The following is a 14,646-nucleotide window of genomic DNA, read 5'->3' as shown; positions in this document are numbered from 1 at the left end:
GAACCAGACCGCGGGCCCCGGAAGGAACCACGCGCTCAGGGAGCCCACCACGAACACCCCGCACGGCCGGGTTAGCCGTGCGGGGTAAAACACCTGCCAGGGCCGGCGGGTGTTCGCGGAAACGCGCTCAGTAGCCGCTGCGGATGGCCCCCGCCCCGTAAACGTCGTCGTTGCCGGGTTTGCCGAGGTCGGCGGCACGGGCGGCGAGCTCGGCCTTCACCTGGGCGGGGTGCAACTCGCCGCCCTTCTCGCTGATGATCAGCGCGGCCACGCCCGCCGCGTGCGGGGCGGCCATGCTGGTGCCCGCCGACCAGTAGTAGAAGGCCGAAGGCCCGACCACGGCCCCGGTGCTGAAGACCAGGTCGAAGATCCAGCAGGGCCGGGTCAGGCCCGCCAGCGTGCAGTTTTCGTTGCCCGGGTAGCTGGAGTCGCCCCCGGGTGCGCTGAAGTCCACGCCCGACTGGCCGTAATTGGAGTAGCTGGCCAGGTTGTCGAGGAAAGTGGTGGCGGGGGCCTTGGCCCAGCCGACGGGCGCGGTGGCCGAAATCGATATGGCGTGGGGCATCTGGGCGGGGAACACGGTGGTGGAGCGGTCCTTGTCGAGGTCGCGGCCGTCGTTGCCCGCCGCCACGATCACGGTCGCGCCCTTCTGGTAGGCGTAGCCGATGGCGCGGTTCATCGCCTTGCGCAGCTCGGCGATCTCGTTGGAGCCCTTGCCCGAGCCCTGGGGGATGTCGGCGCCAAGGCTCATGTTGATCACGTCCACGCCGTAGTCGGCGGCGTAGTAGATGCCCTCGAGCACGTCCTCGAAGGACCCGCTGCCCACGTTGAACAGCACCTTCACCAGCAGCAGCTTGGCCGCGGGCGCCACGCCGATGGTGCCCAGGCCGTTGTCGGCGGCGGCGATGGTGCCCGCGACGTGCATGCCGTGGCTGAAGATGCCGGTGGGGTCGTCGGGGTTGGGGCCGTAGGCGATGCCCTCGCCGGTCATGTCGGCCCAGCCGACGACGTTGGGGGCGATGTCGGGGTGGTTGAGGCTGAAGCCCCCGTCCAGCACCGCCACCACTACGCCCTTGCCCCGCACCCCGGCGTTCCAGGCCTCGGGGGCGTTGACGGCGTCGTGGCCCCACTGCAGGTTGAAGCGGGTGTCGTCGTCGCCGCTGTTGGGCGGGTTGCCGACGTCGAGGGAGGGCCCGGCCACCGGCTCCACCTTGGGCAGGTTGCGCTCGAGGCGCACGTCCTCAACCACCACGTCGGCGAAGCGCTTGTACGCCTTGGGGTTGCTCGTGGTCACCGAGGCGAAGCCGGCTTCGGGCTTGAAGGCCCGCAAGGTGTCGCCCTGGGCTTTGACGAAGCCGCTGAAGTCGCCGGGCAGGGCCGTGGCGCTGCTGACGATGTAGGTGCGGGAGGCGCTGAGCGCGCTGAGCGGGGCGCTTTTCTCCTCCTGAATCCCGCAGCCTGCCAGGATGAAGACGCCGAGGCCGAACAAAAGGGTATTTCGCACACCAAACCTCCTCGAGGTGCTGCCTTATGGGACCTTTATTGGTCACCGCGCACTGTATGCCGGACGCGCTCTCATGGTCAATAACGCCCCGTTACGCCAGTAAGTTAAGGCCTCGTTACCTCGCGACCTGGCCCGGAAAGGTCAGAATAACTCCGGGCAACTGCCGCGACCCTGATCCCGCGAAAAGGAACGGCCCGCCGCGGGGGCGGACCGCTCCTCGAGCCCGGCAGGCTAGGGCCGGTCGATGGTGATGACCGGGGAGGTCCAGGTCTCCCAGTGGGCGTCCACGGTCTCGTAGCCCAGGGCCTTGAGCACCTTGATCTTCAGCACGTACTGCCCGTCGGGGACGGCGCGGGTCTCGACGACCTCGTTGAAGTACTGCTTCTTGATGATGCGGGTGCCGTCCCAGGGGAAGGCCAGGAAGCCCCCGGCCGTGGAGTTGCGGGCCACGTAGTCGAGGTCGAGGGCCTTGTTCTTCGTCGGGTGCACCGGCTTGCCGGTCTTGACGTCGATGATCTCGACCTGGAGCTTGCGCGCGAAGTGGTCGAGGTGCAGCAGGATCCAGGGCTGGTCGTTGCCCTGCAGGGTGAAGGTGCCGCCGTCGCTGGGGAGCTTGCTCCAGTCAGCAAGGGGGGCGGGCTGGGTGGGCGGGGTGAAGTTGACCCGCTTGGCGACCCAGGGGAAGCCGGCGGAGGTGGGGGTGAGCACCGGGATGGAGGTGACGTCGCCCTTGAAGCCCGCGTAGGGCACCCGCAGGGTCAGGCCGCCGCCGCGGGGGGTGAGCACGACGTAGCCGCCGTACTGGCTGTTGTTGGGCAGGCCCGCGTTGGCGTCGATGTGCACCTGGATGCCGGTGGTGCCACGCCGGGGCACGGTGATCCAGTCGTGGCTGAAGCTCACGTTGGCCGGGGCGTTGTAGATGCTGGGGCTGAAGGTGCTGCCGCCCGCGGCGAGCGCCGGGACGTGGGTGATGTCGTAGGTGATGTCGCTGTTGCCCTGGTTGCGGATGGTGAGGTTGAAGGTGCGCGGGCCGTACTTGCTCTCGCCCACCGCCAGCCTGGAGGGCTCGACCCGCGCCGGGGCGGTGATGGCGCTGACGATGTCGATCATGCCCGCGCCCTGGCGGAAGGAGTGGTCGAGGAAGCCCAGGCCGGGGTTGCCCGACCAGTTCTTGGGCACGGCGGTGTTCTGCAGGAAGGTGCGCACCTGGCTGGCCCGGGGCGCCCCGTAGATCATCGAGCGGCCCTGGATCAGCAGGGCGGCGGCGCCCGCCACGTGCGGGGCCGACATCGAGGTGCCGCTGATGGTGGCGTAGCCGCCTTTCTCGAGCGGGTACGTCGAGCGGATGAAGCCGCCGGGCGCGCCCACGTCGGGCTTCATGCCGAGGTCGGGCGTGAGCCCGTAGGAGCTGAAGCTGCTGATGAGGTTGCCGGTGGCGTTGGGGAAGCTGGCGACCCCGCTCTGCCAGGTGAGGCTCACCGGCCCGGAGGCCAGGCGGTTGGCGATCTCGAGGCCCTCGGCGTCGGAGATGGCGACCACCGGGATGGTGATGGGCGGGTCGCCGGCCACGGTCGGGCTGACGCGGCCCGGCGCGTTGTTGTAGAGGATGACCGCGCTGGCCCCGGCGTTCTGGGCGTTGGTGGCCTTGATGTAGAAGGAGCAGGTGCCGCGGCGGATCAGGGCCGCCTTGCCGCTCAGGCTGCCTGCGGGCAGCGGGCTGCAGGCGTCGTTGGCGGTGGTGGGGGTGCCGGTGGCCGCGATGGGCAGGCTGCCGCTGGTGGGGGCCGCCGGGGCGCCGGTGGCCGCGGTGTAGCCCACCTTGAAGCCGTCGGGCAGGGTGAAGAAGTTGAGGGCGATGCCCACGTTATCGAAGGAGGCCACGCCGATGACCTCCCGGCCCAGGCCGGGGGCGCCCAGCGAGTAAAGCCCGCTGGCGCCGCTGTTGCCCGCCGAGGCCACCACCACCATGCCCTTGCGCACCAGCCGGTCGGCGGCCTTGGCGGTGGGGTACTCGGGCCACTGGAAGGCCGCGCCCAGGCTCATGTTGATGATGTCCATGCCGTCGGCGTAGGCGCGCTCCATCGCCGCGAGGATCACGTCGGCGCTGCTGCTGCCCTCGCAGCCGAAGACCCGGTAGGCCCCGAAGCTCACCGCGGGGGCCACGCCCTTGACCGCGCCGTTGGCGCCCACGATGCCCGCGACGTGCGTCCCGTGGCCGTTGCAGTCGTCGGGGTTCTCGTCGGGGGCGGGGGTGCTCTTGGCAGGGTCGGCGGCGTTGTAGGCGTCGCCGACGAAGTCGTAGCCGGCCACGACGCGCCCGGCCAGGTCGGGGTGGTCGACGTCGACGCCGGTGTCGATGACGCCCACCTTGATGCCCTCACCCCGCAGGCCCAGCTCGTTCTGGGCCACGTCGGCGCCGGTCTGGGTGACGGCGGTGGCGAGGTCGGGGTCGCTGACGAGGGAGACCTCGGGGATCACGTCGGTCAGGAGGGGGTACACCCCCACCACGCCCGGCAGGGCGCTGAGGGCGGCCACGTTGCCGTCCTGGAGCTCGACCGAGAAGCCGTTGAACAGGCTGCTGAAGGCCTGCCGCGGCCGCAGCTTGATCCCGGCCTGGGCCGCCGCGTCCCAGAAAGCCTTCTGCTCGGCCCGGATGGCGCTCAGGCTGCCGCCTTCGGCGGTCGGGGCGCCCTCGAGCTCCACGAACCAGTACGGGGTCGTTTCGTTGACGATCTCGCCGGCGGGCGCCGAGCCGCCGGGCTGGATCACTTCGACGGCGCTGTTGCCGCCGGAGCGCTTGCTCTGCAGTCCGCAGGCGCTCAGCAGCAGCGCCAGTACGCCAATGCCTAAAAGCCGTAGTTTCATCCGCCTCCTCCTCATGCCGTGAATCCCTGTTACGCGACCACCGGACCAAATTCCACCCCCGCGCTCAACCGCACGGTGGATTAGCGAGGTCAACTAGTTGGTCTGGGTTCAGACTAATCGGATATTCACGCCGGGGTCAAGGGCGAGGGGCATGAAGTGAAGCGTTACCCGGGAGTTACCTGTGAGGTAACACCCGGTGACGGCCGCCGGGTCGCCCGCGGCTCGAGCCCCGGAAGCGCCTCCCCGTGGCGAACCGCGGCCGGTGCCCGGCCAGCCAAAACCCCCCTCCCCAAACTCGGGAGGGGGGCAGAGACGAGGGGCTCAGGGCCGGTCGATGGTGATCACGGGAGAGGTCCAGCTTTCCCAGTGGGCCGGGTTGTTGTCGTCGCCCAGGGCTTTCAGCACCGAAACCTTGACCACGTAGCTGCCGTCGGGGACGGTGTAGGTCTTGTTTCCTGCGGCGGTGCTGCCGTCCCAGGGGTAGGCGAAGAAGCTGGTCGCGGTGGAGTTGCGGGCGACGTACTCCTGGTCGAGGGCGCGGTGCCAGGCCTTGCCGGTGTTGGCGTCGAACACCTCCATCCGCAGGCGGCGCACCTGGTGGTCGAGGTGCACCAGGACGTAGGGGGTGTTGAAAGCGTCGGTCAGGGTGTAGGTCGCGCCCGCGGGGAACACGCTGTAAGAGCCGGTGCCGAAGCAGTCGTTGCCCCGCAGCAGCGAGGCCGGCGTGCACGAGACCAGCTTGCCCAGGAAGGGGAAACCGCCCGTGAACACCTGCCGGGCCTGGTAATCGCCGATGTAGCCGGCGAATGGCACGCGGTAGGTCTGCCCGCCGCCCTGCGGGGTGAAGACGACGTAGCCGCCGTACTGGCCGCCTACCGGCGCGGTGGCCGGGTGGATGGTGACGCTCACGCTGGCAGTGCCGCCCGCCGGGACGGTCACGCTCGGCGCGCCGAAGACCACGCTGGCGTTGGAGAGATGGAAGGAGGGCGAGAAGGTGTTGGGGCCTGTCGAGAGGGCGTTGGTGAAGGACAGGTCGTAGGTCACGGCGCTGGGCCCGTTGTTCTCGAGGGTGAGGGTGCGGGTGGCGGGGCCGCTCTGGCTCTCCCCGAGCGAGAGCTTGGCGGGCTCGATCTTGGTGGTGGAGAGGATCGCCCCTGCGACGTCCAGCATGCCCGCGCCCTGGCGGTGGACGTTATCCAGGAAGCCCAGGGCGGGGTTGCCCCACCACGCCTTGGGAACGGCGCTGTTTTGCAGGATGCCGCGCACGGCCTGCGAGGGCGTGTTCGGGCGCGCCTCGAGCAGCAGGGCCGCTGCCCCGGCGACGTGGGGGCTGGCCATGGAGGTGCCGCTGATGGTGGCGTAAGCGCCCCGCTCGAGCGGGTAGGTCGAGCGGATGAGGCCGCCGGGCGCGCTGATGTCGGGCTTCAAGCTGAGGTCGGGCGAGAGGCCGTAGGAGCTGAAGGACGAGATCAGCCCGCCGGTGGGGTTGGGGAAAGATCCGAACTGGCCGGTCCAGTTGAGCGTCTGCGGCCCCGAATTGATGGCGTTGTTGATGGCCACGCCCTCGGCGTCCGAGACGGCCACCACCGGGATGGTGATCGCCGGCGTGCCCGCCACCGTCGGGATGAAGCGACCCGGCGCGTTGTTGTACAGCACGACCGCCGCCGCGCCCGCGTTTTGCGCGTTGAGCGCTTTGACGTGGAACGTACAGGTGCCGCGGCGGATCAGGGCCGCCTTGCCGCTCAGGCTGCCCGCGGGCAGCGGGCTGCAGGCGTCGTTGGCGGTGGTAGGGGTGCCGGTCTTGGCCAGCGGCAGGCTCCCCGAGGTGGGGGCGGGAGGAGCCGCGGTCGCGTTGGCGTACCCGACGGTGAGGTTGGCGGGGGTTACGGTGAAGGTGTTCACCGTAACGTGGCTGTTGTCGAAGGAGGCCACCCCGATCACCTTCGCCCCCAGGCCCGGGGCGCTCGCCGAGTACAGCCCGTTGGCCCCGCTGTTGCCGATGGAGGCCACCACCACCACGCCCTTGTTGACCAGGCGGTCGCTGGCCTGGGCGGTGGGGTACTGCGGCCACTGGAAGGCCGAGCCGATGCTCATGTTGAGCACGTGCATGCCGTCGCTCAGGGCCCGCTCCATGGCAGCGAGCATGATGTCGGCGGTGGTGGAGCCCTCGCAGCCGAAGACCCGGTAGGCCCCGAAGCTCACCGCGGGGGCCACGCCCTTGACCGCGCCGTTGGCGCCCACGATGCCCGCGACGTGCGTCCCGTGGCCGTTGCAGTCGTCGGGGTCGTTATCCGGGGCGGGGGTGGGGTTGTAGGCGGTGTCCGCCGGGTTGGCGTTGTAGGCGTCGCCGACGAAGTCGTAGCCGTAGGCCACCCGGCAGCCCGGCCCGAAGCAGCCGCCCAGGTCGGGGTGGTGGTAGTCGACGCCGGTGTCCATCACGGCCACCTTGATGCCCGCGCCGGTGTAGCCCAGCTCGTTCTGGGCCACGTCGGCACCGGTCATGGCCAGGGCGGTGGCCAGCTCGGGGTCGGCGACGGGGGCGGTGGGGGGTAGCACCACCGTGGCTACCGGGTACACAGCCTTCACCCCGGCGACGCGGCCCAGCCTCGAGCGCTCAGCGCTGCCGGCCAGTTCGATCGAGAGCCCGTTCCACAGCTCCTTGTACGCGAAGCGCTCCTTGTACTTCAGCCCGGCCCTGCGGGCGTTGTCCCGGAAGGCTTGCTGCTCGGCCTCGAGGGCGGACAGGCTGGTCCCGTCGGCTGCCGGGGGGCTGGTCAGCTCGACGAACCACAGCCTGGTGCTTTCGTCGGTGGGTGAGGTGTCAGGCGAGGGAAGGGGGGACGCGGGGGTCACCTCCTGAACGCTCTGGGTGCTCACGCCTTGGCCTTGGCTCGAGGGCTTGGGGCTGCAGGCCGCCAGGGCCAGCAGAAATACCGCGGTGATCGCCAAAAACCAGTACTTCCAATGCATAGGGGTTTCACCTCGCTAATGCGGGATTGGAGCGCTTAACCTCGAGGTTTCCTGACGAAGACAGTCCTCACCCCCTTTCAAGCCACCACGGAAGGCGGAGAATTCCAGCAGGCCAAACGAGTGCATCTGCCATCGAAGCCACGCCCTGCCCGAGCGCCAGACTGCCCGATACCCCGGTTGTTCGTTGGCTCCAGTATACGCCCCGGGCCTCGAGAGCCGGGGCGTTACCCCTGACGTTAAGGGGGCATGGCAAAAAGGAAGCATTCCGACCGCACCAGGCGCCCCGGGCAGCCCCGGCCGCCGCCAACGTCTCCGGCTCATCGCGCCAGTCCTCACCGGGAGGTCAGGAGGTTTGCGGGCAGGGCGTGTCGGCTTTCCCGATCAGCACCGTCACCCGAACGGGGTTGCTGCTGGCCTCGAGCCCCTGGCCGTCGTAAGCCCGGGCCACGAAGTCGTAGGCTCCGTCGTCCGGCTCGCCAAAGCCCTGCTCGGGGTAAACCAGGCCGTAAGGCGCGGAAGCATCGGTCCCGATCAGCAGAGGTTGGGGGTCGGCGCCCAGTTTCTGCTTGTAGAAGTCCACCCGAATCACGCCCGAACTCGCCGTCGCGGTGAGGGTGACGGGAGCGGGGCAGGCCACACGGGTGGGCGAAACGCTCAGGTGAACGGTGGGGCCGGTGGTCTCAGGCGGCGGCTGCAGCCGGGGCTGGTAGCAGCCCGTCAGGAACCAGCCGGGCACCAGGAGTGCTGCCAGAACATACCGGACCTTCACCCTGACTCCTTTCCGAGCCCGCAATTCGCTCGACCACCTCCGATGGTACTACCCGGGGGGAAACACCAAATTAACGGATGCCGGAGGCCCGCCTGTGGGCAGGCCTCCGGGCTGGACACAGCTCGACGGATCGCGGGCCGACCGTGTACGTCAATCCGCCTTCGGCGCGCAGCCGGGCAGCTTGAAGCTCCCGATGCGGGTCTGCCACCCGGCAGGGCTGGAGGCCTGCCCTGCGGCGGTGTAGTACTCGTTGACGTACCAGAAGGTGCAGTCGTCGGCAGGGTCGATGTTCATGGAGGTGTAGTCGCCCCAGCGGGAGTTGGTGGTCGTCTGCACCCCCGAGCCGTTGATGATGACGCCCTCGCCCAGGGTCATCTGGCCCAGCGGGTCGCCGCTGAGGCGGCCGGTGTAGCGGATGCCGGGGTAGACGTTCACCCCGTTGACCACGCTGTAGCCGAGCGCGACGTTGCCCTGCCAGTCCATGGCGACGCTGCCCATCCAGCGGTGGACCCCGTCGTTCGGGGCGAAGGTGCCCTGCTGGTACACGGAGTACACGCCCCCCGAGCGCCGGATCTCGTACCAGCGCATGCCCGCGACCCCCGGCAGGGCCTCTACCGACTGGCTGGTGACTAAGGCCTCGTGGTTGCCGAAGTTCCGGTACGCCAGGCGGTGGGTCGGGCGCTGGCGGTAGGAGAGGATGTCGAGGTACTGGGCAGGGTTGACGATGCCCGGCTGGGGCAGGCAGTCGCGGCTCGTCGGCGCGCAGGGGAAGATCGAGTCGAAGGCGGCGACCGGCAACTGGGCCGCCAGGTTCAGCGCCGCGGCCGGGTTTGCCCTCCACTGCACGGTCAGCTCGAAAACGTTGAGCGCGTCGAAGGCGGCGCCGTAGAAGCCCCCGTTGTCCTGGGTGCCGACGATCGGGGCGGCGATCCGGTCGATGGGGCGGCGCGTGCCGTCGATGTCGGGGGGCAAGAGCCCGTCACCCATCAGGTTGAGCGGCACCACGTCGGAGTCGAGGAAGAACTGCACCGCGCGGGCTTTGGGGTTGCCGGCGAGCATCTTGTTCTTCTCGAGCGCGTAGACGCTGATCCCGTAGCCGTTGACCGTGCCGAAGTCGCGGGTGGTGAGGATGTAGGAGTCGGTCCACACGCCGTACTTCGGGTAGTCGGGGAAGAAATACCCCCCGTCCGGGTCGGGCTGGGTGATGAAGGCGTAGCGGTAGTACGGCCCGGTCGGGTCGCCGGTCTGCGAGATGGCGACGCAGTTGTAAAAGGGCAGGGCCGGGTTGGCGAGGCCGCGGGTGGTGAACTGGCTGAGGATCCAGCGGTCCTCGAGCTGGTCGTAGAGCACGATCGGGTCGCCCGAGGGGTCGGTGCAGTCCTCGATGGCGAACCCGCTCCACAAGTCGCCGATCCGCGCAGGCCCCATCAACAAGTTGCCCTGCTTGTCGTAGACGGCAAAGGCCAGGTTGACCATCTCCACGTAGTGGTTGGGGCCGACGTCGCCGACGGGGTCGGGCGGGTTGACGCGGAAGCCGAAGAGGTTGAAGTTGTCCTGGTTGCTCAGGCCCTCGAAGGTGAGCAGCGGGGCCGGGATGGCCGCGGCCTGCAGCCCTGGCCTCGTAGGCTTCATCGCCCGTTGCACGGCCGCGTCGCCCGAGAAGCCCTGGTCCGTCGGGAGGGGCCCACGGTCCGGGCGGATCTCCCGCACCGCGTCGGGGTCGGAAGAGACCTCGCCGGACGCCTGCCCGACCATGTCCCGGAGGGCGCGGGAGACGTCGAAGGCCTTAGGCTCAGCGAATTTCGGGGGGACGCGCCGGACGGCACCGACGGCCTGAGCGTCGGGCCCGTCCGACGGCCGGGTCTGGAGGGAATTGCACGAGACAAGTACGAAGAGCGTGAAAGCCGCCAAAATCAGCCTGCCCATAAATGCCTCCTTCTTACCCCAATGCCTGAATTGTGAAAATCGAAAACTTCTTCAGCATAGACGTGCGGGAAAGCAAAAGTCAAGGAACGGGTCTAGATAGCCGGTTCATGAAGATAACCGGGCGATTCGCGCCTATCCGGAGGGCTGAATTAGCGGGGATAGGCCCGCCGTTTTGAGGGAGCCGGAGGCCCATGGCGGGGCTGCGGCACGGCGGCCCGGGTCTGGAACGAGCAAGTATCATGGTGCGGTATGGCGAAGGAGAAAGGCCTCACCCCGCAGAGCCAGGATTTCAACGAGTGGTACAACGAAGTCATCCAACGGGCCGAACTCGTGGACTACGGCCCGGTGCGCGGCACCATGGTCATCCGGCCCTACGGCTTCGGGCTGTGGGAGAACATCCAGCGTGCCCTCGACGACATGTTCAAGGCCACCGGGCACACCAATGCGTACTTCCCCCTCTTCATCCCCATGAGCTTCTTCCAGAAGGAGGCCGAGCACGTCGAAGGCTTCGCGCCCGAGCTGGCGGTGGTGACCCACGCGGGCGGGGAGGAGCTCGAGGAGCCCCTCGCCGTGCGCCCCACGTCCGAGACCATCATCGGGCACATGTGGGCCAAGTGGGTGCGCACCTACCGCGACCTGCCCCAGCTCCTCAACCAGTGGGGCAACGTGGTGCGCTGGGAGCTGCGCACCAAGCCCTTCTTGCGCACCAGCGAATTCCTGTGGCAGGAGGGCCACACCGCCCACGCCACCCAGGAGGAGGCCGAGGCCGAGGTGCGGCAGATGCTGGGCGTTTATGCCCGGATGTCGCGCGAGTGGGCTGCGGTGCCGGTGTGGGAGGGGGTCAAGACCGAGAGCGAGAAGTTCGCCGGGGCGGTCTACACCACCACCATCGAGGCCATGATGCGCGACGGCAAGGCGCTGCAGTCGGGCACCAGCCACTACCTGGGCACCAACTTCGCCAAGGCCTTCGACATCCAGTTCCAGGACCGCGACCAGCAGAACAAGTACGTCCACACCACGAGCTGGGGGCTCTCCACCCGCATGGTGGGCGCGGTGATCATGACCCACGGCGACGACAAGGGCCTGATCCTGCCCCCGCGCATCGCCCCGGTCCAGGTGGTGATCGTGCCCATCTACAAGTCGGACACCCGCGAGCAGGTGATGCCCGCGGTGGAGCGGCTGGCCGCCGACCTCAAGGCCGCGGGCGTGCGCGTCGTGCTCGACGACCGCGACCAGTACAGCCCCGGCTTCAAGTTCAACGAGTGGGAGCTCAAGGGCGTGCCGCTGCGCCTGGAGATCGGCCCCCGCGACGTGGAGGCGGGCACCGCCGTGCTGGCGAGTCGCCTGGGCGGCAAGGAGACCGTGCAGCTCGCCGAGGTCGTGGGGCTGATCCCGCAGAAGCTCGAGGCCTTCCAGGCGGCGCTCTACCAGCGGGCGCTCGAGTTCCGCGACAGCCACACCTGGGAAGTGGACAGCTTCGAGGAGTTCAAGGAAAAGGTCGAGCAGGGCTTCGTCAAGGCCTTCCACTGCGGCGATAAGGAGTGCGAGAAGCAGATCAAGGCCGAGACCACCGCCACCACCCGCTGCATCCCCTTCGACGAGCCCGAAGCCCACGGCAGTTGCGTCCGCTGCGGCAAACCGAGCGCTTATGGCAAGCGGATCCTGTTTGCTAAGGCGTACTAGAGGGTCGATAGTCGATAGTCGATAGTCGATAGTCGATAGTCGATAGTCGATAGTCGATAGCCGATAGCCGAACGCCAGATGCCTTGTCACCCCCCTTGCTAAGGGGGGTCGGGGGGATACCCTCTCCCCGACTGCGGGGAGGGGCAAACCACAGACCACTAGCCACGGGCACGAGCCTCCCGCTGACGGCTGACGGCTGATAGCTGACGGCTTCCTGGTTGCCAGGGTGGAAACGATAGCTGGGAGCGCTCGAAAGCGCCCCCTACAATGTGGGAATGGAGAAGATCCGCTGGGGCATCCTGAGCACCGGGCGCATCGCGGGGCGGTTGGCCGACACCCTGCGCGGCCTCGAGGGGGCCGAGCTTTTGGCGGTGGGCTCGAGGAGCCTCGAGGCCGCGCACGTCTTCGGGGAGCAGTACGGCATCCCCCGCCGCTACGGCAGCTACGCCGAGCTCGCCGCCGACCCCGAGCTCGACATCATCTACGTGGCCTCGCCCCACAGCCACCACTACGCCCACACCCTGCTGTGCCTCGAGCACGGCAAGCACGTGCTGTGCGAGAAGGCCTTCGCCCACAACGCGCTCGAGGCGCGCCGCATGGCCCTGAAGGCCCGGCAGAAGGGGCTCTTCCTGATGGAGGCCATGTGGACGCGCTTCCTGCCGCACATGGTGAAGCTGCGCGAGCTGCTGGCGCGGGGGGTCATCGGCGAGGTGCGGATGATCCAGGTCAGCATGGGATTCCGCGCCCAGGTGGGCCCCGAGCACCGGCTCATCAACCCCGAACTCGCCGGGGGCGCCCTGCTCGACGTGGGCGTGTACCCGCTCTCCTTCACCTCGATGGTCTGGGGAAAGCCCGAACGCCTCGACAGCCAGGTGTACCTGGGCCCTACCGGCGTGGACGAGCAGGCCGTCCTGCTGCTGGGCTACCGCGACGGCCGCATGGCGACGCTGATCTCGAGCCTCCACACCCCCACCACCGTCTCGGCCTACCTCTACGGCACCGAAGGCTACGTCGAGATCCCCAGCCCCTGGTACCGCGCCAAGTCGCTGGTGCTGCACAAAAACGGCCACGCCGAAACCCTCGAGTGCCCCTACGAAGGCCACGGCGACCAGTTCCAGGCCCTCGAGGCCATGAACTGCATCCGGGCGGGAAAGCTCGAGTCGGAGGTCATGCCCCTATCCGAGACCATCGCGGTCATGGAGGTCATGGACGCATTCCGGGCCCAGTGGGGGTTGCGGTATCCGGGGGAGCTAGTAGAGGCGTAGCGGCTCGTGGGAGAAAGAGAAGGGCAGGCATGGGGGAGCGGTCAGCCGTCAGCCATCAGCTTGTGGCCCGTGGCGTGTGGCGTGTAGTTGACCCCTCTCCTGCCCTCCCCGCGTGCGGGGAGGGGGTATCCCCCCCCAGCCCCCCTTGCTAAGGGGGGTGAAAAGGCGTTTGGCGTTTTGCGTTTGGCGTCTTGCGTTTGGCGTCTTGCGTTCGGCGTTTGGCGTTCGGCGTTCGGCGTTCGGCATTTTGCTATCAGCTATCGGCTATCGGCGATACACTTCAGAACGTGGCAGGCAAAAGCATCACCCGAGGAAAACAAAGGGCGAAGAGCCTCGAGAAAAACCTGTCCCGAGCGCCTAAAACCCCGCCCGCCCCGGTTTTGCCGGCGCAGACGCTCGAGGAGAAGCAGGCGCGGGCGGCGCGGGTGCTGGAGGTGCTCGAGGAGCTCTACCCCAACGCCGCGACCGAGCTCGAGCACAGCAACCCCTTCGAACTGCTCGTCGCCACCGTGCTCTCGGCGCAGGCCACCGACGCCTCGGTGAACAAGGCCACCCCTGCCCTCTTCGCCCGCTACCCCGACGCCGCCAGCCTCGCGCGGGCCACGCCGGAGGAGGTCGAGCCCTACATCAAGAGCATCGGGCTCTACCGGGCCAAGGCCCGCAACGTCGTGCTGCTGGCCCGCAAGCTCGTCGAGGAGCACGGCGGGGAAATCCCGGTGGACAGGACCAAGCTGCAGGAATTGCCCGGCGTAGGCTGGAAGACCGCCACCGTGGTGCTGGGCGCGGCGTTCAAGGTCCCGGGCATCGCGGTGGACACCCACCTGACCCGGCTGGCCCGCCGGCTGGGCTTCTCCGAGCAGCGCGACCCCGAGAAGATCGGGGGGGACCTCGAGCGCCTGTTCCCCCGCGAGAAGTGGGTCTTCACCCACCACGCCCTCATCCTCTTCGGGCGCTACCGCTGCACGGCCCGCAAGCCGCTGTGCGAGGGCTGCCCCCTGTGGGAGGTCTGCCTCAGCCGGGGGGCGTGGTGAGGGCCGTCCTCGACCACCTCGTCGTAGCGGCGCACACCCTCGAGCAGGGTGCCGCATACGTCGAAGGGCTGCTGGGCGTGCCGCTCAGCCCCGGCGGGCGGCACCTCCGGATGGGCACCCACAACCGCCTGCTGAGCCTGGGCGAGGGGGTCTACCTCGAGGTCATCGCCCTCGACCCCGAAGGCGCCGACCCGGGCCGCCCGCGCTGGTTCGGGCTCGACAACCCCCGCCTCCAGGCCGAGCTGCGCGAATCCCCCCGCCTGCTGCACTGGGTCGCCCGCGCCGACGACCTCCGCGCGGCGGTGGCGGCGGTGCCGGAGCTGGGCCGGGTCCACCGCATGAGCCGGGGCGACCTCGAGTGGGACATCACCATCCCCGACGACGGGGAGCTGCTGGGGGGCGGCCTGGTCCCCACCCTGATCGCCTGGGGCGACGCCCCGCACCCCACCACCCGCCTCCCCGACGTGGGCTGCCGGCTGCGGCGCTTGTGGGGCCTGCATCCCCACCCCGAGCGGGTCGGGGCCCGCTTGGGGGCGCTGGGGCTGGAGCTGGAGCTCGAGCCCTCCGACCGGACCGAACTCAGGGCCGAGCTCGAGACCCCGGCGGGGCTACGGGCCTTTTAGACACACACGA

Annotated in this window: 9 protein-coding genes; 4 read left to right on the top strand and 5 right to left on the bottom strand. The window is 68.9% G+C overall.

Features of this window, described 5'->3' with window-relative positions; all coding sequences use genetic code 11:
* Positions 1-127 precede the first annotated feature (127 nt).
* From MEICH_RS24170 to MEICH_RS24165, 5 genes are all read right to left on the bottom strand, one after another.
* Complete coding sequence (locus MEICH_RS24170) at positions 128-1,504, bottom strand: S8 family serine peptidase (RefSeq protein WP_036218452.1); 1,377 nt, start codon at positions 1,502-1,504, stop codon at positions 128-130.
* Positions 1,505-1,735: 231 nt separating this feature from the next.
* A complete protein-coding gene (locus MEICH_RS30450) occupies positions 1,736-4,369 on the bottom strand; it encodes a S8 family peptidase (protein ID WP_084542226.1) in 2,634 nt (877 codons plus the stop codon).
* 321 nt (positions 4,370-4,690) lie between these two features.
* Positions 4,691-7,339: a S8 family peptidase gene (locus MEICH_RS30445; protein ID WP_036218451.1), complete on the bottom strand. Its 2,649-nt coding sequence runs from the start codon at positions 7,337-7,339 to the stop codon at positions 4,691-4,693.
* 343 nt (positions 7,340-7,682) lie between these two features.
* On the bottom strand, positions 7,683-8,108 hold the full coding sequence (locus MEICH_RS0107505) for a hypothetical protein (protein WP_157202660.1): 426 nt from the start codon (positions 8,106-8,108) through the stop codon (positions 7,683-7,685).
* 150 nt (positions 8,109-8,258) lie between these two features.
* Positions 8,259-10,034, bottom strand: a complete 1,776-nt coding sequence (locus tag MEICH_RS24165) for a hypothetical protein (protein ID WP_157202659.1) — start codon at positions 10,032-10,034, stop codon at positions 8,259-8,261.
* A 249-nt stretch (positions 10,035-10,283) separates the two neighbouring features.
* On the opposite strand from MEICH_RS24165, the gene proS reads away from it, so the two are divergent.
* The 4 genes from proS to MEICH_RS0107480 all read left to right on the top strand — a co-directional run bounded on the left by proS (position 10,284) and on the right by MEICH_RS0107480 (position 14,636).
* Complete coding sequence (proS, locus tag MEICH_RS0107495; protein WP_027892092.1) at positions 10,284-11,717, top strand: proline--tRNA ligase; 1,434 nt, start codon at positions 10,284-10,286, stop codon at positions 11,715-11,717.
* Positions 11,718-11,992: 275 nt separating this feature from the next.
* A complete protein-coding gene (locus tag MEICH_RS0107490; protein WP_027892091.1) occupies positions 11,993-12,982 on the top strand; it encodes a Gfo/Idh/MocA family protein in 990 nt (329 codons plus the stop codon).
* 380 nt (positions 12,983-13,362) lie between these two features.
* Positions 13,363-14,013, top strand: a complete 651-nt coding sequence (nth, locus tag MEICH_RS0107485) for an endonuclease III (protein ID WP_027892090.1) — start codon at positions 13,363-13,365, stop codon at positions 14,011-14,013.
* The gene (locus MEICH_RS0107480) at positions 14,010-14,636 is read left to right on the top strand and encodes a VOC family protein (RefSeq protein ID WP_027892089.1); all 627 of its coding nucleotides are present in this window, start codon (positions 14,010-14,012) and stop codon (positions 14,634-14,636) included. The genes nth and MEICH_RS0107480 overlap by 4 nt, the downstream gene beginning before the upstream one ends.
* The last annotated feature ends 10 nt before the right edge of the window (positions 14,637-14,646 follow it).

The sequence above is a fragment of the Calidithermus chliarophilus DSM 9957 genome, from assembly GCF_000430045.1.
Lineage (GTDB): Bacteria > Deinococcota > Deinococci > Deinococcales > Thermaceae > Calidithermus > Calidithermus chliarophilus.
The sequence above is the reverse complement of the archived record's forward strand: the minus strand, read 5'-3'. Positions and strand labels throughout refer to the sequence as shown.